General features: G+C 57.1%; 18 protein-coding genes. 8 read left to right on the plus strand and 10 right to left on the minus strand.

The window, feature by feature from the left end:
- Positions 1-480 precede the first annotated feature (480 nt).
- The 8 genes from JQR86_RS11150 to JQR86_RS11185 are packed head-to-tail and all read left to right on the plus strand — an operon-like array spanning position 481 to position 12,226.
- Positions 481-1,440, plus strand: a complete 960-nt coding sequence (locus JQR86_RS11150; protein WP_010797970.1) for an AAA family ATPase — start codon at positions 481-483, stop codon at positions 1,438-1,440.
- A 4-nt stretch (positions 1,441-1,444) separates the two neighbouring features.
- On the plus strand, positions 1,445-2,383 hold the full coding sequence (locus tag JQR86_RS11155; RefSeq protein ID WP_010797969.1) for a DUF58 domain-containing protein: 939 nt from the start codon (positions 1,445-1,447) through the stop codon (positions 2,381-2,383).
- The gene (locus tag JQR86_RS11160; protein ID WP_407363188.1) at positions 2,380-2,877 is read left to right on the plus strand and encodes a DUF4381 domain-containing protein; all 498 of its coding nucleotides are present in this window, start codon (positions 2,380-2,382) and stop codon (positions 2,875-2,877) included. The genes JQR86_RS11155 and JQR86_RS11160 overlap by 4 nt, the downstream gene beginning before the upstream one ends.
- On the plus strand, positions 2,870-3,907 hold the full coding sequence (locus JQR86_RS11165) for a vWA domain-containing protein (protein WP_010797967.1): 1,038 nt from the start codon (positions 2,870-2,872) through the stop codon (positions 3,905-3,907). Before JQR86_RS11160 ends, JQR86_RS11165 begins: the two co-directional genes overlap by 8 nt.
- Positions 3,907-5,640 carry a VWA domain-containing protein gene (locus JQR86_RS11170; protein WP_434154895.1) on the plus strand — a complete coding sequence of 578 codons (1,734 nt, stop codon included), beginning with the start codon at positions 3,907-3,909 and terminating at the stop codon, positions 5,638-5,640. The genes JQR86_RS11165 and JQR86_RS11170 overlap by 1 nt, the downstream gene beginning before the upstream one ends.
- Positions 5,637-7,280 (plus strand): BatD family protein, encoded by a 1,644-nt coding sequence (locus JQR86_RS11175; protein ID WP_434153586.1) that lies wholly within the window; start codon positions 5,637-5,639, stop codon positions 7,278-7,280. Before JQR86_RS11170 ends, JQR86_RS11175 begins: the two co-directional genes overlap by 4 nt.
- A gap of 45 nt (positions 7,281-7,325) precedes the next feature.
- Positions 7,326-8,564, plus strand: coding sequence for an exonuclease SbcCD subunit D C-terminal domain-containing protein (locus JQR86_RS11180; RefSeq protein WP_434153587.1), 1,239 nt, complete (start codon positions 7,326-7,328; stop codon positions 8,562-8,564).
- Positions 8,561-12,226 (plus strand): AAA family ATPase, encoded by a 3,666-nt coding sequence (locus tag JQR86_RS11185; RefSeq protein ID WP_434153588.1) that lies wholly within the window; start codon positions 8,561-8,563, stop codon positions 12,224-12,226. Before JQR86_RS11180 ends, JQR86_RS11185 begins: the two co-directional genes overlap by 4 nt.
- 452 nt (positions 12,227-12,678) lie before the next feature.
- Here the strand turns inward: JQR86_RS11185 and pepN are convergent, their stop codons facing one another.
- The 10 genes from pepN to JQR86_RS11235 all read right to left on the minus strand — a co-directional run bounded on the left by pepN (position 12,679) and on the right by JQR86_RS11235 (position 22,292).
- Positions 12,679-15,336, minus strand: a complete 2,658-nt coding sequence (pepN, locus tag JQR86_RS11190; protein WP_407363184.1) for an aminopeptidase N — start codon at positions 15,334-15,336, stop codon at positions 12,679-12,681.
- A 47-nt stretch (positions 15,337-15,383) separates the two neighbouring features.
- Positions 15,384-16,211, minus strand: a complete 828-nt coding sequence (locus JQR86_RS11195; RefSeq protein WP_407363183.1) for a DUF2797 domain-containing protein — start codon at positions 16,209-16,211, stop codon at positions 15,384-15,386.
- A gap of 76 nt (positions 16,212-16,287) precedes the next feature.
- Positions 16,288-16,551, minus strand: coding sequence for a YeaC family protein (locus JQR86_RS11200; RefSeq protein WP_010797960.1), 264 nt, complete (start codon positions 16,549-16,551; stop codon positions 16,288-16,290).
- 122 nt (positions 16,552-16,673) lie between these two features.
- A complete protein-coding gene (ccmI, locus tag JQR86_RS11205; RefSeq protein WP_434153589.1) occupies positions 16,674-17,879 on the minus strand; it encodes a c-type cytochrome biogenesis protein CcmI in 1,206 nt (401 codons plus the stop codon).
- Positions 17,879-18,349 (minus strand): cytochrome c-type biogenesis protein, encoded by a 471-nt coding sequence (locus JQR86_RS11210; RefSeq protein WP_434154896.1) that lies wholly within the window; start codon positions 18,347-18,349, stop codon positions 17,879-17,881. The genes ccmI and JQR86_RS11210 overlap by 1 nt, the downstream gene beginning before the upstream one ends.
- Complete coding sequence (locus JQR86_RS11215; protein ID WP_312507867.1) at positions 18,349-18,885, minus strand: DsbE family thiol:disulfide interchange protein; 537 nt, start codon at positions 18,883-18,885, stop codon at positions 18,349-18,351. The genes JQR86_RS11210 and JQR86_RS11215 overlap by 1 nt, the downstream gene beginning before the upstream one ends.
- A complete protein-coding gene (locus JQR86_RS11220) occupies positions 18,882-20,855 on the minus strand; it encodes a heme lyase CcmF/NrfE family subunit (protein ID WP_434153590.1) in 1,974 nt (657 codons plus the stop codon). Before JQR86_RS11220 ends, JQR86_RS11215 begins: the two co-directional genes overlap by 4 nt.
- 47 nt (positions 20,856-20,902) lie before the next feature.
- The gene (gene ccmE / locus JQR86_RS11225) at positions 20,903-21,361 is read right to left on the minus strand and encodes a cytochrome c maturation protein CcmE (protein ID WP_434153592.1); all 459 of its coding nucleotides are present in this window, start codon (positions 21,359-21,361) and stop codon (positions 20,903-20,905) included.
- A complete protein-coding gene (gene ccmD / locus JQR86_RS11230) occupies positions 21,358-21,534 on the minus strand; it encodes a heme exporter protein CcmD (protein ID WP_010797954.1) in 177 nt (58 codons plus the stop codon). The genes ccmE and ccmD overlap by 4 nt, the downstream gene beginning before the upstream one ends.
- Positions 21,531-22,292, minus strand: a complete 762-nt coding sequence (locus JQR86_RS11235) for a heme ABC transporter permease (protein ID WP_150347620.1) — start codon at positions 22,290-22,292, stop codon at positions 21,531-21,533. Before JQR86_RS11235 ends, ccmD begins: the two co-directional genes overlap by 4 nt.
- Positions 22,293-22,296: the final 4 nt, after the last annotated feature.

A 22,296-nucleotide genomic window follows, 5' to 3' on the forward strand; every position in this document is an offset into this window, starting at 1 on the left:
TGGAAAGACCTTCGACATAAGGATTTAACGTTCCATCGGGAGAAAGCGTCATGACTCTTCCCTTTCCATCCTGGAACTCTTCCGTTACATACAGAGTGCCTGCCTCATCCCTGATCAGCGCACTGACGTTAGGAATATCCTGGCGATAGATTGAGTACTCCCAGCCATTAGCGGCCTGGACAGGGAAGAAGTGTTTCCAAAGTGGAACGCAGGCCGCTGCAATCAGCGCAATACCTGCAATAGCAGCCAGCTTTCCGGCGCGCCTATTCAGCGTCATTGATACGCAGCCCGTTCAAAAAGCGTAAGAATGCCGGATCAGGAATCAAAATTTCGTCAAAATACCGCCTGCAGCCTTTGCAAGACCATTGATCTTCCGTGTACTAGCCAAACGCCGCTAGAGGTTAGGTGTAGTGCATGGGAATGGATTAAAGTAACGCCCTGCCGAGGCTTTCATCCTTGCCATTTTTCCAGGAAGTATTAATGGAACACCGTGAAGCGCTGATCTCGCTACGCAATTACCTGTCCAGCCAGATCCTGGGCCAGGAAAAGCTTATCGAGCGTTTGTTGATCGCACTGCTCGCCGACGGGCATCTTCTTGTAGAAGGCGCTCCCGGACTTGCGAAAACCAAGGCAATCAAAGATCTCGCCGACGGACTGGAAGCCGAGTTTCATCGTATCCAGTTCACTCCGGACCTATTACCGGCCGACATTACCGGTACTGAGATCTATCGAGCCGACAGCGGTAACTTCGAATTCCAGCGCGGCCCTATCTTTCACCATCTCGTGTTGGCAGACGAGATCAACCGAGCACCGGCCAAGGTACAGTCCGCCCTGCTGGAAGCCATGGCGGAGCGCCAGGTCAGTATTGGCCGCACCACCTATGACTTACCGCCGTTGTTCCTGGTCATGGCTACACAAAATCCTATCGAGCAGGAAGGAACCTACCCGCTGCCGGAGGCCCAGCTCGACCGGTTCCTCATGCATGTCAAGATTGGTTACCCGGATGCCAGCGTTGAACGACGGATCCTGGCGCAGGCACGAGGCGAGGCATTACACGGGGAAACGAAGGCGCCTAATCAGGTGACGCAGGAGGCCATCTTTGCGGCCAGACGGGAGGTTGTTTCGCTGTATATGGCCGACGCGGTCGAGGAGTATCTTGTCCAGCTCATAATGGCGACACGGACACCGGCACGCTTCGATGCCGAACTGGCACAGTGGCTCAGCTATGGGTCGAGTCCGCGGGGCTCCATCGCGCTGGATCGTTGCTCTCGCGCACATGCCTGGCTTGCGGGACGGGATTTCGTCAGTCCGGAAGACATCCAGGCGGTACTGTTCGACGTTCTGCGACACCGCATAATCCTCTCCTTCGAGGCCGAAGCGGCCGGCGTCGACCATGATCGCGTTGTGCAACGTATTCTCGACGTCGTGGCCGTTGCATAGCACCATGGGCACGCCGCGCAGCGTCAGTATCAGCCTGACCGAGCTGATCGACATGAGACACCGCGTTCCAGAGGTCAAACTGTTCGCGGCCGCCGGGCGACGCAGCCCGCTCATTGGCGTTCACCATTCACGCCTGCGGGGTCGCGGCGTGGACTTCGATCAGGTACGGGTGTATCAACCAGGCGACGACGTCCGCACCATCGACTGGCGTGTGACCGCCAGAAGCCGCGAGCCACATACCAAGCTGTTTCATGAGGAGCGTGAGCGCCCTGTCTATCTGCTGATTGAACAGAGCCAGCGCTTGTTCTTTGGCTCGGAGCGCGTGTTCAAATCGGTATTGGTGGCACAGGCAGCTGCCCTAATCGGCTGGTCCGTACTGGGTCATAGCGACCGCATTGGCGGCATGGTTTTTGGTGATGACGGCTTTCACGACGTGCGTCCACGGCGCAGCAAGCAAAACCTGCTGAGGTTGTTCGATCATCTGATCAAGGCCAATCACAGTCTTATGGACCAGACCGAACCCAAACTTCCGAGCGACGCCTTTTCATTGGTGTTGCGGCGCGCACGTGAAGTACTGCGTCCAGGCAGCATGGCATTGATCCTATGCGATGAGCGTAGCCTGAGCGAGGCCGCGGAGCAGCAACTGGCCCTGGCGTCTCGCCATACGGACCTGGTTCTGTTACCGGTCTCCGATCCGCTGGACCACCGTTTGCCAGCAGCCGGATTTCTTCGCTTCGCCCAGCACGACACCGAGCTTGAAATCGACACCCTGAACGGCACGCTGTCGAACGCCTACCTGCAGCAGGCAAAGCAGCGTCGGGAGCGCTGGACACGCCTAAGCCAGCGACTGGGTATCCCGCTGCTTCCGCTTTCTACTTCCTACGACCTGATTGAGCAGCTGCGCAAGCATCTGCACCAGCATCAGCCTGGCTACCAACAATGAACCCGCTCGATCAATTGGCCCCTCTGGTCAGGCCCGAGCCCGTTTCGTTCTGGCCGTTGGCACCCGGCTGGTGGATAGCGCTGGTCATGTTAGTGGCGGTACCTGCTGCAGCATTCATGGTATGGCGGCATCGGCGCCAGACGTCTGTGGAGCAGCCTGTTTCAGAAGAAGAGCAACTGGAGGGGCCTCGCCGGGCGGCACTGCTTGAGCTGGCACAAATGCCCCGTCCCTATGGCGAATCCGCCGGGCCCTGGCTGCAAAGTCTAAATGCCCTGCTCAAACGGCTGTGCATGACCCGCTATCCCGACAGCCACTGCCAGACATTGAGCGGGCGCGCCTGGCTGGCCTTTCTCGACACCCGGTGTACGGCAGCTGGCCTGACACGCTGGATGGTCTTGGTAGAAGGCGCTTATCGCCCGGACTGCCGGTTGGACGACAAGACCATCGATGGCCTTTACGCCGCGGTCAACATATGGATTCGCAAACATGTTTGAATTTGCCTGGCCGTGGATATTTTTCCTGGCACCCTTGCCCTGGGTGGCCAGGCTGATATTGCCGCCTGCGCAAAGCCAGGAGTCAGCACTCAAGGTCAGTTTTCTGAAAGAACTTGAGCACCTTGCAGGACACCGCGCCCATACACGTCTGCCTGCCCTGAAGCGGCAGTTGCCGTTTGTATTGATCTGGGTGCTGCTTCTGGCAGCAACAGCTCGTCCCCAATGGGTGGGTTCACCCCTTCCGCTTCCTACCAGTGGCAGAGACATCTTGCTGGCCGTTGACGTGTCTGGCTCCATGGATTATCCCGACATGACCTGGAAGGGAGAAGACATCAGCCGCCTCACCCTGGTAAAGCATCTGATCGGCGATTTTATCGAAGGCCGCACGGGTGATCGCATCGGTCTTATCCTCTTTGGTTCGCAAGCTTATGTGCAGGCGCCGCTCACCTTTGATCGCCGGACGGTCCATGCCCTGCTCGATGAGGCCCTGGTAGGTATTGCAGGCAAGAACACCGCTATCGGTGACGCCATTGGCCTGGCGGTAAAGCATTTGAGGATGCGTCCGGAAAATAGTCGAGTCATGGTCTTGATTACGGATGGCGCCAATAACGGTGGCCGCGTCGATCCATTGATCGCTGCTCGCCTGGCCGCCGAAGAGCATGTACGGATCTATGCCATCGGGATTGGTGCCGACCCACAACAGGCCAGTCTCTCGAGCCTATTCGGTTTCAGCAGCCTGGATCTGGATGAGGACACACTCAAAGCCATTGCCAAGGAAACCGGAGGCCGCTATTTCCGTGCCCGTTCGCAGGAAGAGCTGTCCGCCATCTCGAATGAACTCAACAGCTTCGAGCCGATTGCACAACAGCCCACCCGTGTACGTCCAGCCAAAGCGCTCTTTTACTGGCCACTGAGTCTTGCCCTTCTGACCAGCCTGATCGCCGCTGCCTTGCATATCTGGCCGAAACCCTGGCGGCGTATTCCCCGGCTGCGTGCCTACGCACAGGCGCGCGGGAGGAGGCAGACATGATGTCGCTGATTCCACACCTGTCGCGTCCTCTCTGGCTTCTAGCATTCCCCGTGCTGCTCTGGCTCCTCTGGAAGCTGTGGCATCGTCCGCGTCGCGTAGGACATTGGCAACGGCTTTTGCCAACGGCATTTCACGAATGGCTGCTGACCACGACATCCAGAGATACCCAACGCCTGCCGTTGTTACTGTTTGGTCTTGGCGCTGCGCTGGCAATCCTGGCATTGAGCGGCCCCAGCTGGCAGCGCGCAGAGCAGCCGGCTTATATACGTACCGATCCGCTGGTTATCGTGCTCGACATGACGCCGGACATGCTGGCTTCGGACGTTTCCCCTTCTCGCCTCATTCAGGCCCAGCACACTATTCTGGACCTGTTGGCGGCACGTCGGGATGCTGAAACTGCCATTGTCGTCTATGCCGGCAGCAGTCATATCCTGGTCCCGCTAACCAATGATCTGCATACGGCACAAAGCCTGCTGGAAGCCGTGCGTCCGGCGATCATGCCAGAAGCCGGCGAGCGTGCGGATTTAGCGGTACGCCAGGCACTGCAGCTACTCCGGCAAGGCAGCGGTACAGGAGGAAGAGTCCTACTAATAACCAGCCAGCTCAGCAACCAGGAACAGAAAGGCATACGTGAAGCGCTATCCAGCTATAGGGTTCCCTTGCTTATGCTGGGTATGGGGACACTTGAAGGTGCGCCGATGGCGCGAGAAGAAGGCGGCTATCTGACCGACAATCAAGGTAATATCCTGCTATCACGCCTGGATGAGGCTACCTTGCTCCGCTTCGCTCAATCGGTGGGTGCGCAGTATCAGCGCCAACAGCCTGATGAGCGTGACCTCCGCGCGTTGGGTCTGCTCGACACACCGGACACCGTAGCCGAGCGACAGGAACAGGTACGCCTGGATGCCTGGGTCGACCAAGGCTACTGGCTGCTTATCCCCGTGCTGATTCTGGCTGCATGCGCAGGGCGAAAAGGCTGGCTCTTGTGTATACCGCTTTTGCTGTTTGTCATGCCACCTCCCGCCCACGCGTTTGCGTTCGAAGATCTCTGGTTGCGCAAGGATCAGCAAGGCGCCCGTTTGCTTGAAGCGCAACGTCCTGACGAAGCCGCTCGACGGTTCGAGAATCGTGAATGGCGTGGTGTCGCCCAATACGAAGCAGGTCAATATGAAGAGGCTGCCAAAACCTTTGCCCAGGGCAACAGTGCGGTAGATCACTACAACCGCGCTAACGCCCTGGCCAAAGCCGGTCAATTGACTGGCGCGCTGGACGCTTATGACCAAGCACTCAGGCTGCAAAGCAATTTTCCCGAGGCCCTCCATAACAGAGCCCTGGTAGAAGCCTTGCTCAAACAGCAACAGGAACAGGCAACCGCTCAGGACGCCACGCCTAATGAAGCAGAAAGTAGCGAACAGCAAGGTCAGTCCGACACCCAAGCCCAACCCTCACCGCAAAACAGTGACGCCACTGATGAGCCAAGGGCTGCGTCGAACCATGACGAATCAGGGCAGCCCGTTGGCCAAACCCCAGGCGAAGCCAGCGATAGCGAGGCCGTCGAGACCGAGGAAGAGAACGACGACCTTCTGTCCCAGCCTCACTCGAACGTACTGAGCGAGGAACGCAGGCAGTCACTGGAACAATGGCTAAGAGAAATACCAGACGATCCCGCAGAGCTGTTACGCCGCAAGTTCTGGTATCAGCAGCAACAAAAACAGGAAAATAGAACACCATGAGCCTAGTCCGTATTGCGCTCATCCTGCTTCTGCTGGTCAGTCTGCCTGGCTGGGGGGCAGACTTTACGGCTCGCGTGGACCATACCCAACTCGTACCTGGCGAGACCTTCGAGCTTGTCCTCGAATCAAGCGATCCGACGCTTTTCGGCAAACCGGATCTGTCTCCTCTGGAGCCCCAGTTCGATATTCTCGGCACACGCCAGATCAACCAGTTGAGTACGGGTCCCGATCAAAGCGAGCCTATCACCCGCTGGATCGTAACGCTTCAACCGCGGCAGCGCGGAATCGTGGTGATTCCTCCGCTGACCCTCAGTGGGGTGCGAAGCCAGCCGATTACGCTGCATGTCAACGAAACATCGACGCTCACCCCCAGTGCCCAGAACCTTGAGCCGGTCTTTATCGATGCTACGGTGGATCAGGAAACCGTTTATGTGCAGGCGCAGCTGGTCCTGACGCTACGCATCCTCCACTCCGTACCGCTTTACGATGACAGTAACCTCAGTACGCTGAGCATGCCATCAGCGCGCGTCGAGCCTTTGGGAGAGCCCAGGACGTATGAGCAGACCATTGGCGGCGTGAGACATGGTGTTATCGAGATCCGCTATGCCATTTTTCCGCAGCAAAGCGGTCCATTACGCATTCCCAGCCTGTCGTTCAGTGCCACGGCGGTTGATACCTCAACCAGTGGTCAGCAGTCGTCTCCGTTCAGCTCAAGGCCGGGTCGGGTAATACGCGTGGATACCAGCGAGATTCCCATCCAGGTCAAAGCCAAGCCTGCCGATTATCCTGCTGACGCACCCTGGCTACCGGCACGTCATATCGAGCTGAGCGAAGCGTGGAATCCCCAGCCGGAAGAAGCGCGCCAGGGCGCCGTATTGACACGCCACTTTCTTCTCAAGGCAGAAGGCCTGTCCAGTGCACAGCTGCCGCCTCTGCCGCAGCCGATTGTAGACGGGCTTCGCCGCTATCCAGACCAGGCCAAGCTGACCAACGAAGTGCAGGATCAAAGCCTGGTCGGCATTCGCGAGGAGCGGGAGGCGCTCGTACCCAACCGGAGCGGCGACATCACTCTACCTGCTCTGGAAGTTGTCTGGTGGAATACTCGGACCGACCAACTTGAGCATACACAGCTACCTGCCCATACCCTTACCGTCGCTGCCGACCCGGCCCTAATGCCACCGTCCCCAGGGCAGGCCTCTACCAGTGTGAACGGGAAGCGACTACCTCTCTGGCCATGGCAGCTGGCCAGTTTTATTCTGCTTCTGACCACACTGTTGGGTTTCGGGCTATGGTGGCGAGCCCGCCAACTGCCCGCCATTATTAAAATGGCTCCTGCCGGCCCGAGCCCACGCACGCTGCTCGATGATTTGCGACGCGCCTGCCAGGCTAACGATCCGCATGCCACGCGTCAGGCGCTCGATGCCTGGGCTCGACAACAGCCAGAAACCCTGGCAGAAATGGCAGCCCGCTTCGATCCGCTTTCTGTAGCTCTGGATGACCTTAACGGCGCGCTTTACAGCGAAAGCGGACAGCATCATTGGCAAGGCGAGACACTGTGGCAGGCGCTCCAGGCTTTACCACCCTCTACGCAGCCCGTACAACAGGAGCCTGGCTCACTGCCACCGCTATACCCGCGCTGATGGTCCGGGCGCAACGCCTCGACCACACGCCTGAACAGGAACACCATGCGTATTCTTCATACTTCCGACTGGCATCTTGGCCAGACCCTTCATGGTCAGGATCGCGACTTCGAACACGCCTGTTTTCTCGATTGGCTGTTGGCACAACTCAAGGCACGCCGCCCCGACGCCCTGCTCATCGCTGGCGACGTCTTCGACACGATCAACCCGCCGGTCAAGGCGCAGGAGCGCCTCTATGACTTTATCGTACAGGCACACCTGGCGCTTCCTACCCTAACGGTGGTAATGATTGCAGGCAACCATGACTCTGGAGCCCGGATCGAACTCCCCGCTCCGCTCATGCGCAGCCTGCGGACCCATGCGTTAGGGCGAGTGCTCTGGCTGGATGACGGCTCGCTGGATGCCAGGCGGCTAATGGTTCCGCTTACCGATGCAAACGGCGCGATCAGAGCCTGGTGCCTAGCCCTGCCTTTTTTACGACCGGCAGAAGTAACGGGGGGAAGTGATGGTACCTATATGGAGGGTATCGCCAAGGTACACGCAGAGCTGATTGCCCACGCTGAAACACTTCGCACACCAGGCCAGGCCCTTATTGCCATGAGCCACGCACACTTGGCGGGAGGCCAGGTATCGGAGGATTCAGAGCGCAATATTATTGTTGGTAATGCCGAAGCTCAACCTGCCTCTCTGTTTCCACCAAGCATTGCCTACGTGGCATTGGGTCATTTGCATAAGCCGCAAAAGGTAGCCAAGCAGGAGCGTATCCGGTACAGCGGATCTCCCCTTCCCCTCTCGTTCGCGGAAGTGGACTATCCTCACCAGATTCTTGATGTTCAGTTCGAAGGGGAAGCGCTCAAGACTGTCGAGAGCATTCGGATCCCGCGAGCCGTGGACATGGTGCGCCTGGGCCCTGCACCACTGGCAGATATCCTTGAGCATCTCAAAAGCCAATCCGAAATCGACCTCTTCAATACACCCGAAAGCCACTTGGCTCCCTGGCTCGAAGTCAGAGTCATACTCGACGCACCCCAACCCGATCTACGGCAGCGGCTGGAGTCTGCTCTTGAAAGAAAATCGTTACGCCTCGTTCGGATCAGCGTGCAATACGCGGGAGCCGTCAGTACTTCCAGCGAGTCGCCGGAGCTGGTGGCGCTGGAGCAACTGACGCCACAAGAGCTTTTCAGCCGTGCCTGGCAGGATACCTATGGGCAAATGCCAGAATCGTCCACACTGGACGATTTTGCCCAGTTGCTTGAAGACATCGAACTGGGAGAACAGGCATGAAGATTCTGGCCGTTCGCCTGAAAAACCTCGCCTCTCTTGCCGGCCCGCATGAGCTGGACTTCACCGCTGAACCTCTTGCCAGCACCGGCCTGTTTGCCATTACCGGCCCAACCGGTTCAGGCAAGAGCACACTGCTGGATGCCCTTTCGCTAGGGCTGTTTGGTGAAGTGCCACGCCTTAGCAATGTGCGCAAGGAAGCCAAGGTGCCAGACGGCGATAACGAAATTGCTACAGGCGATCCACGTACCCTTCTTCGCCGCGGTAGCGGTGCAGGCTATGCTGAAGTGGACTTCCTGGGTATCGACGGTTATCGCTACCGTGCACGCTGGGAAGCCAATCGCGCTCGAGACAGAGCGGATGGAAAACTTCAGCCCAGTCGCCAGAGCCTGCGGAACCTGGACACGCAGCAGCTGTTGGCAGCCGACAAGAAAGCCGAATTCAAAACCCAGCTTGAGCAGCGCCTGGGCCTTACCTTTGAACAGTTCACCCGCGCAGTGCTACTGGCGCAAAGCGAGTTCAGCGCCTTTCTGAAAGCGGACGACAACGGCCGCAGCGAACTCTTGGAAAAACTGACCGATACTGCGATCTATAGCCAGCTTGGCCGACGCGCCTTCGAACGGGCGAAACAGGCTCGGCAGTCCCTTGATCAACTGGAACAGCAAGCAGGTGGTATCCGCCCCCTAGACGACGCTGGCCGCACAGCACTCGAAACCCAATGCCAGAGCACGCTGGAAGCGTTGGTCCGCATTCAGGTCGAGCTTGGTGAGGTGGAACAGCAGCGGCGCTGGTTAAGGGATTTGAAGCGATTGGAGCAGGAACTTGCTCAGGCCCAGACAGCGCGTACAACAGTGCGGCAGCAACACGATGAGCATACAGAGGCGCGCCAGACGCTTCATTGGCTTGATCAGTTGCTACCACAGCGTCATCGCTATCAGCAGAAGGCGCAGCTTGAGCATGACATGGACCAGCTGACGGCCCACCTCATACAGCTTGAACAGCAGAAACAAGCGCTTGAACAACGCCTGGACGAGCTGACAGAACGCCAGCAGCACGCTCAAACCTGTCGCCAAACTGCGGAAGAAGCCCTGCATCAAAGTGCCGACTCACTGCAACAGGCTTTTCAGGAAGAGAACGACCTCAGCCGCCTCAAGATCGATGTCCAGCAAACCCGCGAGGCGTGGCGTCAAGAAGACTCGTTTCAACGCGAATCCCTGGCAAGGATCAATGCCTTGGCGGCTACCGAGGTGGAGCAATGTCAGGCACTGGAGCAGATAGCCACACAGCTTCAGGCAAGCGAGGCACTGTCAGCATTATGTGATGCCTGGTCAGCCTACCGCCCTCGCCTTCAGCAGAACCTGCAGCTCGGCGAGCGCTTGGCGGGGTCCCGCCTGCGCATTCCCCAGCTACAGGCTGCTGTAAAAAAAGCCCAGGAAGAGGCCGATACTTATCAGACAGCCATCCAGACGCTCCAGCAGGAATCCGGCGCGGAAGGCAACCTGAGCGAGCAAATCCAGGCGCTGACGCAACAGCAACAGGCCAGCCGCCCCCTGCTCAGCTCATTGGAACGACTCATCTATCTCTGGCAACAAGGAGAAGAGCTCGAAGGCTATTGGCTCAGTAATCAGGAAAAGCAGACAGCGCTCTTGCAGGAGCGGGCCCACACCATAGCCGAGGGTAAGCGCGCCGCTGCAGAGCACGCCGAAGCCGAGCGCGACCTCAAGGTCACCCTTGCCGTACTTGAGCGGCAACGGCTGATGCGTAGCGTAAGCGTGGAAAAGCTGCGTGCCCAACTCGTAGAAGGCGAGCCCTGCCCTGTGTGCGGCAGCCAGGAGCATCCCTTTCATCAGGAGAGTGCTCTGGCAGAGGCCATGGCCTCCCATGAAGCTCGGGAAGAAGAGCAGGCTCGACTACATGTGCAACAGCTGTACGAACGCCTGATTGGTCTACGAAGCGCTGTTGCCGGTCTGAATGAACGGCTCAAGGATCTCAAGCAGCAAGAAGAACAGCTGACCGCACAGCAGTTGGGAATACATGAGCAGCTGCGAGGCCACCCGGAAGGCAAGACACTTCTCGCCCAACCTGAGGAGCATCGCTCTTTCTGGCTGAACGAACAATTGACAGCTCTCAGCAAGCGCATCCAGACCGAAGAAACGCGCCTGCAGTTCCTATTGAATCACCAGCAAAAAATCGATGGCTTACAGGAGCGTTGGCAAACCGCCCGCGAGCGTAGCCAGCAGGCCGCATGGGAGTTGGAAGAACACCTGAAAGCCATCCAGCAGGATGAGCTTCGACACGCTCAGGAGCTGGCTGAACTCACTGCACTACTGCCTGCACCCTGGCTGGAACATTGGCAACAGCAGCCCCAGCCTACGTTTACGCGCTTGGAAGCGCTCATAGAAGCTCGACACCATCACCTGCTACGGAAACAGGAGCTGGAAAAGACATTGACGACCTGCACGTCCGACCTCGAGCGTGAGCGTTATCAACAGCAGACCAGACTTCAGCAGCATGAAAAGCTTTCCAGTCTGCTGGCAACACTGGAAGAACAATTGACGAGTGGTCAGCTGCGCCTTCAGACAACATTGGGTGAACATGCCAGCCCCCATGCCTGGCAACAGGCATTGAACCAATCCGTTGAACAGGCACGCCAAGCAGAGAGTCAAGCCAGGGAAGCCTGGAATGAGGTCAATCTGAACCATGAGCAATTACGCCATACTGTTGAGCTCAAGCGAGGCGAAGCGCAAAAGCTGGACTCCGCACATCGTCTACTTCTCGTCGAGCTTGACGCCTGGCGGGCCCAGCACAGTACGCTTGACGAGACACTGCTGACTCGACTGCTGGGTATCGATGACCGTGAGCACACTGCCTTGCGCCAGCAGTTGCAGGCCCTGGAACGGGCTGTCAATGAGGCTGATGTGGTCGTTCAAGAGCGTGAAAAACGTCTGGCAGCCCACCGGACCGAGCGGGCCGACCTTCCTGAGCCGGAGACGCTGGAGCAGCGCTGGACAGAGCTGAGCCAACTCAACCAGGCCTCTCAGGAACGTCATGCCGAACTACGGGCTGAAATCGCTGAAGACAACCGTCGGCGCACACAAAGCGCTGAGTTGCTGAACGCGATCGAGAGCGCCCGCGCGGAGTATCTTCGCTGGGCCAGGCTGGACGAGCTGATCGGCTCTGCCGATGGTCATACCTTCCGCAAGATTGCTCAAGGCTACAATCTGGATCTGCTGATCCATCATGCCAATGCTCAACTCCAGCAGCTGGTCCGCCGCTATCGGCTCAAGCGAGGCGGCAGTGCGCTAGGGCTCTTGGTTAAGGATACCGAAATGGGCGATGAGCTGCGCTCGGTACATTCTCTGTCCGGTGGAGAAACATTTCTCGTTTCACTGGCACTGGCCCTGGGTCTCGCCTCCATGGCGTCGACTAACCTGAAGATCGAGTCGCTGTTTATTGATGAGGGCTTTGGCAGCCTTGACCCTGATTCGCTACAGCTTGCCATGGACGCATTAGACGGACTTCAAGCTCAAGGCCGCAAGGTTGCTGTCATTTCCCATGTCCAGGAAATGCATGAGCGTATTCCTGTCCAGGTGCAGGTATGCAAACAGGGCAACGGATTGAGTACGTTAAGAATCCAGGGGCCGACGCCTCGCTTTATTGACTAAGCCATGCTGCCGGGCATCACCGTCCAGTGGCGCTCACACGAACCGAGCGCCACTCGTGATCATTTTATTTTTTCAACCGTCTGGCTATCCGCTGGGCGCACATCCGGGAGCAGTGACTGAAGCACGATTCCTTTAGGAAGCGTTTCTTACACGTATGTCCTACAGGTTTTTGCGGTTTCGAACAGATTGCAATCAGCCCCGCTGACGGGTCAGCTGTACGCCGATTGGCGCAAAGGTATCTCATGTCGATACCCAGGCGTTATGGAGCGACACCAGGGAAAGTCCGCGCGACCAGAATGCCAGGAAAGAATAAACATCACTTATGGCAGAAGCGTGCAAGCGGTAGCGAACTCGCCCGAACTGTCACGGCAAGCGTCCGCCTGCTCATCACTTATAGGCATCAGCCGGAAGTAGCAGGCCCATCCTTCAGGCCTGCTACCCAAGCATTTACGTTATGCCAGGCTCTTGCTTACCACCTCATACACATCGCTCGAGAGCTGACCGCTTGCCATGATCCGCTCCAGTTCCCCACGCATGAGTTGCTGGCGGGTTTCATCGTACTTGCGCCAGCGGGTCAACGGCGTTAGCAGGCGGGATGCAATCTGCGGATTCAAGGCATTGAGCGTAATGATCTGATCAGCCAGGAAGCGATAACCGCTGCCGTCTTTTTGATGGAAATTGATCAGGTTCTGGTTGGCGAAGGCGCCGATAAGTGCACGAACCTTGTTGGGGTTCTTCAAGGTAAAGGCAGGATGCCCCATCAATGCCTTGACGCGGTCTAAACCACCCGGACGGTAACTGGCCGCCTGCACACTGAACCAGGAGTCCATAACCAGCGGATCATTCTTGTAGCACTCGGCAAAGCGCTCCAGCACCTCGGTCTTCTCCGCCTCGAAGTCGGAGTTTACCAAGGCTGACAGCGCCGCCAGGCGTTCCGTCATGTTGTCACAGTTGTCGAACTGCTCCTGAGCCGCTGCAACCACTTCCGGCTTGCGGCTCATCATGAGATAGCCTAGTGCGATGTTCTGCAAACTGCGGCGGGCAATATGATCCGCCTGGGCAACATACGGCGTATTGCGTGAGGTTTCGCGGTTCGCCTGATAGCGCTTCCACAGCGGCTCATACAACGCCTTAACCAACTCATCACGAGCGAAGTCACGGGCAGCATGGATAGCATCGATATCGGCGACCTCAGACAGCTCGACCAGATACGCCTCCGTTGGAAGCGCCAGCATTTCTGCCACCATAGCCTGATCCAGGCGCTCGTCCTCCAGTACCGTGCGCAGCGCCTCGACAAGACGTTGATCGAGTACCATCACCTCACCCTTCTGCTGTTGAACGATCAGCTCCTGCAAGACCTGTACAGCCAGTTGCTGACCAGCATCCCAACGATTGAACCCGTCGGAATCGTGCTGCATGAGGAACATCAGCTGCTCACGCGTATAGGGGAAGCTAAGCTTGACCGGTGCGGAAAATCCGCGCAGCAATGAGGGCAGCGGTTTTTCCGTAATACCTTCGAACGTAAAGGACTGCTCAGCCTCGGTTACGGCAATCACGCGATCTGTTACAGCGTCTTCCGTCTCACCAGCAAGGCGTAGCGGCAGTTCTTGCCCTTGCCCTCCCAACAGCCCTAACTTGACCGGAATTACGAAGGGCTCCTTGGTGGGCTGGCCAGGGGTTGGCGGGCAGCTCTGGCGGAAGGTCAGCGTATAGGTCTTGGCCTGTTCATCAAAGGCTTCAGCCACCTCCAGACGCGGTGTACCGGACTGGCTGTACCAGCGTTTGAACTGAGTGAAGTCGACGCCGTTAGCATCCTCCAAGGCCTTGACGAAATCCTCGACAGTGACCGCCTGGCCATCATGGCGCTCGAAGTACAGATCGGTCCCCTTGCGGAAACCATCTGCACCTAACAGGGTGTGCAGCATGCGCACCACCTCAGCACCCTTTTCATAGACAGTCAGGGTGTAGAAGTTGGAGATCTCGATAAAGGAATCCGGGCGCACCGGGTGTGCCATCGGACCGGCGTCCTCTGCGAACTGATTGGTCCGCAGAAAAGCCACGTCCTCGATACGCTTGACTGTTTCCGAGTTCATGTCGGAGGAGAATCCGGCATCACGGAATACGGTGAAGCCTTCCTTCAGGGACAGCTGGAACCAGTCACGGCAAGTGACACGGTTACCCGACCAGTTATGGAAGTATTCATGGGCAACGATAGCCTCGACCCGCTGATGCGCGGCGTCTGTGGCAGTGTCCGGGCTCGCCAGAACAGCGCTGGAATTGAAAATGTTCAGCCCTTTGTTTTCCATGGCGCCCATGTTGAAGTCGTTCACCGCAACGATCATGAAAATATCCAGATCGTATTCACGGCCATAGACTTCCTCATCCCAGCGCATGGAGCGCTTGAGGCTGTCCATGGCATGCTGCAGCTTGCCGATGTTTTCCGGCTCCACATAGATCCGCAGGGCTACGTCGCGTCCGCTTCCTGTGGTGTATGTATCCTCAATACACCAGAGGTCACCGGCTACCAGCGCGAACAGGTAGGACGGCTTCTTGAAGGGATCTTCCCAGGTCGCCCAGTGACGTCCGCCCTCTTCCTCACCGTTGGCAATCGGATTGCCATTGGAAAGCAGGATCGGATACTTGACCTTGTCCGCCTTGATGGTTGTGGTAAATACGCTCATCACATCCGGGCGGTCGAGGTAGTAGGTGATCTTGCGGAAACCCTCGGCCTCGCACTGCGTACAGAACATCTTGCCAGAGGTATACAGGCCTTCCAGCGCCGTATTGGTTTCCGGATGGATGCGTACAGTGGTGCTGAGAGTGAAGTTGTTGCCACAGGGCTGGATCGTCAGGTAATCGGACTCGACCTGATACTCATTAGGCGTCTGGGGCTCGGCATTGACCGATAGGCTCAACAGCTCAAGCTCTTCCCCCTGCAAAACAAGGGGTGGCAGACCGGCGCCTCGGTCAGGGTTACGCCGCATATGCAACTCGGCATGAACGAGCGTATGGTCATCGAACAGCTCGAACGTGAGATGCGTCTCGTCAATGAGGTACTCAGGGGCCTGATAGTCCTTGAGATGTATCGTCTTTGGTTGCTCGGTGCGCATGACGTAACCCTTATGCTAATTCACGACGGCGGTTGTACCGCGGCGGCTTAATGATGCACGGCCAGCTGGTAAGCTGTGTATTTGCGAATATTAATGACCCCGGTATCAAACATCAGGTATTGACCCTTGATACCAAGCAGTGTGCCTTCTACTACAGGCGTCTTCTCCAGATCGTGGCTAACAATCTTGGTGGGATACACCGTAACCGGATAATGAATCTGAAGCGGCTCCATGTCGACTATTGGTTGGATCGCCTGCAGGCCAAAACGCTCCTGAAGCACGTGCATCCCTTGCGCACAGGCATCCAGAATCTGGTCGCGCAGCGCAGCGAGGTCCGCCTGCTCCGCCTCTCCCTTGAGCATAGCGCGCCAGTTGGTGCGGTCTCCTACCTGGCTACGAAAAAGGTCCTCCACCAGACCCGATTGCTGCCGGGTAGCCACACGCAAGATGGCTAGCGCCTGATGAGCACCCTGGTCAATCCAGCGAGTAGGGATCTGATTGGCACGCGTAATACCGACCTTAAGCCCTGAGGAGTTGGCCAGGTAGACGATATGGGGCGTCATGCAAAAAGACTCTCCCCACTCCGGTTCGCGACAGGTGCCATGCTCGAAATGGCACTTCTCAGGACTCATCATGCAGCTATCGCATTGGGCAAGGGAGGTAAAACAGGGATAACAGTAACCCTGACCGAAGCTCTTCTTGGTCTTGCGGCCACAATGGGTGCAATAGATTTCACCTAGGTACTCCAGACGGATTCTTTCGCCAATCAGCGGATTGACGGGAACCTCTGTTTCGCCCAGGCGAAACGAATACTGCACGGGCTCGCCGAGACGCACCGTCATCTTGCTTAGCGCGCCGCGCCCTAACTCTGCCATGGTGTTGCACTACCTTTTAAAATGAAAGCGCCACGGCTGTAGGGCCGCGGCGCTTGGAACTGCGGTGATGCGAAGATCAGTGAATCGCGTCGGACTTAAAAAGAAGATTGGGAATCGGCTCGGACTTTGAACTGCATTCCTGTGGTCCCATGTAGCCGACTCGCTGGTCCTCCGGGACATGCCTGGCCTCATAGGCAATGACTGCCTGCAAACTGAGCTCGACCTGCTCGCGCGTCAGCTTGCGGCCATCCGGCCATTTACCGATTTCTACAGCGCGTTTTAGGTTCTCGTAGATTTCCGGCGTGATGTTATCGAGCATTTGGGCAAAGGGTGTGGACATGCTCCCGCTCCTGGTAAGTAGAAATACCGGCAAATAAAGGCTTAAGTGTAGCGGGAGGCGAATGCTTGCGCACAGCCATCCGGCAAGGCATGGCCCCTCCTGCAAGAAGCCATGCAAATATTCTATTTGGCGTCGGGCTGCGTTATTTTCAACTGCTGCGGCTGGGCATCTTTCACCGCAATCGGCTTGCCAAGCGCAACCCACTCACCTGACGTCGGATTTCCCTGCCGAGAGATACGCGCAACCAGCTGAACCTGATCAAACCCTGACAGCTTGAGCTGGGGCATCATCGCATCTGCATCACTCAGCGATACACTGGCAGGCAGGTCCGCTACTGTCAGACGCTTTACTGCCAATGGCATGGGTGGCCCTGATACAGCGCGGGCAAACACGAACACGGTATCACTCGCCTTGACATGTGAGCTCACGCCTGGATCAAGACTTACCGTGACACTCAGGGTAGCTGATTGAGTAGAACTGGCTGAAGATGCAGCTTCGCCGCTAGCGCCCATATAGCGCCGGGCCCGCTCGATACCACTTTGAATAGCCTTACGGGACGGATCACCAGTAGGCAGCTGATCGACCAAGGTTTGCCAATGAGTGATTGCACCAGCGTAATCCTTCTGCTCGAACGCCGCTATGCCCAGGAGCCCAAGCGTAGTCACTTCCTTGGGATTAGCCTTGAGCGCTTCGTCAGCCAACGTCTTGACCTCCGGGGTCAAGACTTTACCGTCCGCAAAATACTGCGCCTGCGCCAGCTGCCCTAGCAGCTCAGGTTGACGCCCGGCCTGCCGGACTGCCTGGGTAAACGCATGAGCAGCCTCGCTGAAACGCTCCTGGCTCATATAGGTACGACCCAACAGATACCAGCCTTCAGAAGACTCAGGCTGGACGGCAACCGCGCGCTCTAGCCGGGAACTCATTTCATCCATGGAGCGCGGCGGCTGGCTGAACTCGCGAGTGAGCTCGACCCGGTCGCTGGCACCCCAATGCAGGTAGAGTCCAAGTCCAACGAGCGGAACGATTAACGCCACGATCAACGGCGCAGCGCGCCCGCCTTTAGCGCTTGTGGCGTCAGTGTCTGCCTGCTGAGTGTCGGAAAGCAGCTCACGGGCAGCTTCGGAGCGGGCTTCCTCCCACTGCTCAGCAGTCAGCAAGCCTGCAGCGTGTTGCTGGGAGAGCTCTGTCAGTCGCTCCTCGTAAAGCTCAACGTTGACGGCGGCACGGTCTTTACCAGAGGCAACTTGCTGACGGCGTATCGCGGGAATCAGGAGGAAGCCCAAGGCAACGAGCAGCAGCAGCCCTATGGCGAGCCAGAAATCGATCATCAGGAATCTTTCTTTTTCAGAAGTGATGCAAGGCGTGCCTGCTCATCGGCAGACAATGCAGCATTGGATGGCAAGGTTTGTTGCTGGCGACGTCGAACGATGATCAGGATGATACAGAATCCTAAGATTAAAAACGCAGCCGGCCCATACCAGAGCAGCCAGGTCCGCTGTTCAACAGGCGGCCTGTACATGACGAACTCACCATATCGCGCCACCAGATAGTTGATGATCTGCTCATCGCTTTTACCTTCGTTCATCAGACGATGAATCTCTCCTCGCAAATCAGCGGCGATGGGTGCATTCGAGTCGGCAAGGTCCTGGTTCTGGCACTTCGGGCAGCGCAATTCACGCGTCAGTGCTTGAAAGCGCTCGCGCTCGGCATCGTTTGTGTACGCGAAGGTTTCGATGGCGGCCTGTGCAACGCCTATCCATACAAACAGCAATAATAATGATGCTCCTATCCGGCGGATCATGGCGCCTCCATGAGCTGCTGGTAACGCGGCGCCAGCTCATCACGCCACACCTGTTGGCTTACAATGCCTACATGTTTGTAGCGGATGACGCCTTTGCTATCGATCAGATAGGTTTCCGGTGCGCCGTATACACCCAAGTCCAGACCCAGGCTGCCTTTGTCATCGCGAACGTTGAGCTGATAAGGGTTGTGGAATTCCTTCAGCCACCTCAATGCGCTGGCATTATCGTCCTTGTAATTGATGCCGTAGATGGTGATGCCCTGCTCTTTGAGCGTATTCAGAACGGGATGCTCCTCCCGGCATGCGACACACCAGGTGCCCCATACATTGACCAAGGCGGGCTTGCCTTGAAAATCAACCTGAGTCAGGGTTCGGCCGGGGTCGTCAACAGCGGGCAATGAAAATGGCGGCAATGGCTTGTCGATCAGTGCGGACGGTAGCTCAGATGGATTCAGATACAGGCCCTTGAATAGAAAGCCAGCCATGGCAAGGAAAAGAACGAGTGGAATCAGTAGAACCAGGCGACGCTTCATGCCTGCGCCTCCTTGAGCCCCAGGGACCGACTGGCACGCTGACGCACCTTGAGTCGATAACGTTTGTCCGACATGGAAAGTAGTCCACCTAGCGCCATCAGCACGCCCCCTAGCCAGATCCAACGTACGAATGGCTTGATATGGATGCGGACTGCCCAGGCCCCGTCTTCCAACGGCTCACCAAGCGCCACGTATAAATCACGCATAAGCCCTGCATCGATGCCTGCCTCGGTCATGACCGAGCGCTGTACTAAATAAAGACGCTTTTCCGGATGCAGAACCGCAACATTCTGATTGCCTTTCGAGACCCGCAGAGTGCCATAGTCCGACTTGAAGTTAGGCCCCTCGAAATGCTGAGTGCCATCGAAAATGAAGTGATAACCTGCCAGCTCGACCGACTCCCCTGGCGCCATGCGCAGGTCGCGCTCAGCGGAGAACTGGGTAGAGAGCACTATCCCTAATGCCGACACCGCAAGCCCCAGATGGGCAGCCTGCATCCCCCAGTAACTGCGGCCGAGGCTGCGAATACCCTTGAGCCAACCTTTATGGCGCGTCTTGTCCTGCAGATCGCGAAGGCCAGCCAGTACAACCCAGGACGCCAACGAGCACGCCGCCAGCACCGCCCAATGAAAGTCGCCCAGCATGAACGCTGCCAGCACGCCGAAAACAACGCTGACAATAAGTATTGGCATGAGCATGCCCTGCAACCAGCGCACAGGGGTGCTCTTCCAGCGCACCAGTACGCCGATTGCCAGTGCAATCATCAGTATGACCATCAGCGGTACAAACAGGGCATTGAAATAAGGCGGACCAACAGACAGCTTGGCACCGCTTAGTGCATCAATGACCAGCGGATACAGCGTACCCAGCAGGATCATGGACGCCGCTACGACCAGAATGAGGTTATTGATCAGCAGGAGCGTTTCCCGAGACCACAGCTCAAATCCAACCTGACTTTTAACGACAGGTGCCCGCAGGGCAAACAGGGTTAACGAGCTGCCTACTACGACCAGAAGGAAGGCAAGGATAAACACCCCGCGGGTAGGATCTGAAGCAAACGCATGGACAGAGGTCAGCACGCCTGAGCGAACCAGGAACGTGCCCAGAAGACTCAAGGAAAACGCAGCAATTGCCAGCAATACCGTCCAGCTCTTGAAGACCCCACGTTTTTCCGTGACGGACAACGAATGGATAAGTGCTGTCCCGACCAGCCACGGCATGAATGATGCGTTTTCTACCGGGTCCCAGAACCACCAGCCCCCCCAACCCAGCTCGTAATAGGACCACCAGGAACCCAGGACAATACCGATACCCAGGAATGTCCAGGCCACCAGCGTCCAGGGCCGGGACCAGCGGGCCCATGCCGCGTCCAGACGCCCGCCCAGCAGGGCCGCAATGGCAAAGGCAAAGGCGACGGAAAACCCCACATAGCCCATATACAACATAGGCGGGTGCACAATCAGCCCAACATCCTGCAACAAGGGATTCAGGTCATTTCCGTCCACAGGCGACTGGGGCAGCAGGCGTGAGAATGGATTGGACGTCATGATCAGGAACAGCAAGAAACCTGAGCTGATCATTCCCATGATGGACAGAACCCGCGTCAGCATGTCTTCGGGCAATTGCCGGGAGAAGATGGAAACAGCAAACGTCCAGCCGCCAAGGATCAGAGCCCATAGCAGCAGCGATCCCTCATGCGCACCCCAGACTGCACTGAATTTGTAGTACCAGGGCAATAGACTGTTGGAGTTCTCCGCCACATAGGTCACTGAGAAGTCGTTCGTCAGGAATGACCAGGTCAGGCAGCCAAATGAAAAAAGAAGGAAAGCGAATTGTCCCCAGGCCGCCGGCCGCGCAAGCCCTATCCATTGCCGGTTGCCTCGCCATGTGCCCAGCAAGGGAAACGTCGACTGGACCACAGCCATGCACAGCGCAAGTATCAGAGCCAGGTGGCCTAGTTCAGGAATCATGAATTTCTCGCATTACACTAAAAACAAAAATGCAGAGCCCGGCAGCATCAGCTGCCCTTCTGGTTACTAAACTGCTGGTAGGCGCCACTGTCCTTGAGGGCCTTGGTTACTTCAGGCGGCATGTAATTTTCGTCGTGCTTTGCCAACACTTCGTCGGCATCGAGCACACCGGATGCATCGAGCTTGCCTAACGCGACGATCCCCTGCCCTTCGCGAAACAGATCCGGCAGGATGCCATGGTACCTGATGGAAATGTGTTGAACGCCATCACTCACGATGAAGCGCACATCGAGCGAGTCAGCCGATCGCTGGAGAGAGCCCCGCTCGACCATACCGCCCGCCCTGATACGAGTGCCCACGGGGGCTTCACCCGAAACGATCTGGCTGGGCGTGTAGAACAGGTTGATGTTCTGTTGCAATGCCGACAAAGCCAGGGCCACGGCGGCCCCAACGCCAGCCAGAATCGCCAGAATGATCAAAAGACGTTTTTTACGGACAGCATTCACGGGTTCATCTCCCGACGCAGGCGGCGTGCTTCGCTCTGCAGATAACGACGGTGTGCCAGCCGTGGCATCACGATATTGATTATCAGGACCAGTGCAGTGATTCCGTAAGCTGACCACACATAAGGTCCGTGATGACCCATGGCCAGAAACTCGCTTATCGAATGAAACGTCATGTTTTACCCCTTTTACCAAGGCTCTCTTCAACCACTGCCTTGGCCCAAGACGTTCGCGATTCGCGGCGTAAGATTTCAAGACGCATGCGCATCAGGACAACAGCGCCGAAGAAACAATAAAAACCAACCATTATTATCAGAAGCGGAAGCCACATCTCGATGGGCATTGCCGGTTTTTCGGTAAGCGTGAACGTGGCAGGCTGATGTAGGGTGTTCCACCATTCAACGCTGTATTTAATGATTGGCAGGTTGATAACACCTACGATGGCGAGTACCGCGCAGGCCTTGGCCGAACTTTCCCGATTGGAAATAGCCTGCCCCAACGCAATGATGCCGAAATACAGGAACAGCAGGATTAACATGGAAGTCAGCCGTGCATCCCACACCCACCAGGCACCCCAGGTTGGCTTGCCCCATATTGACCCGGTTACCAGCGCAACAAAAGTCATCCAGGCGCCTACGGGCGCTGCGCATTTGAGTGCAACATCGGCCAGCTTCATTTTCCAGACCAGGCTTACTACCCCGGCAATTGCCAGAAGCAGATACCCCGACTGCGCCAAAAATGCAGCAGGTACATGGATATAGATGATGCGAAAACTATTACCCTGCTGATAATCCTGCGGCGCAAAGACCAGGCCCCATACCGTACCTACCATAACGAAGCATGCCGCCGCCCACGCCAGGATGGGCAACCACCGGCTACTGATCTCGTAAAACCATTTGGGCGAGCCCAGTTTATGAAAAAACGTCCACTTCATGACT

The sequence above is a fragment of the Pseudomonas sp. JZ134 genome, from assembly GCF_051027695.1.
Taxonomy (GTDB): Bacteria; Pseudomonadota; Gammaproteobacteria; order Pseudomonadales; family Pseudomonadaceae; genus Chryseomonas; species Chryseomonas luteola.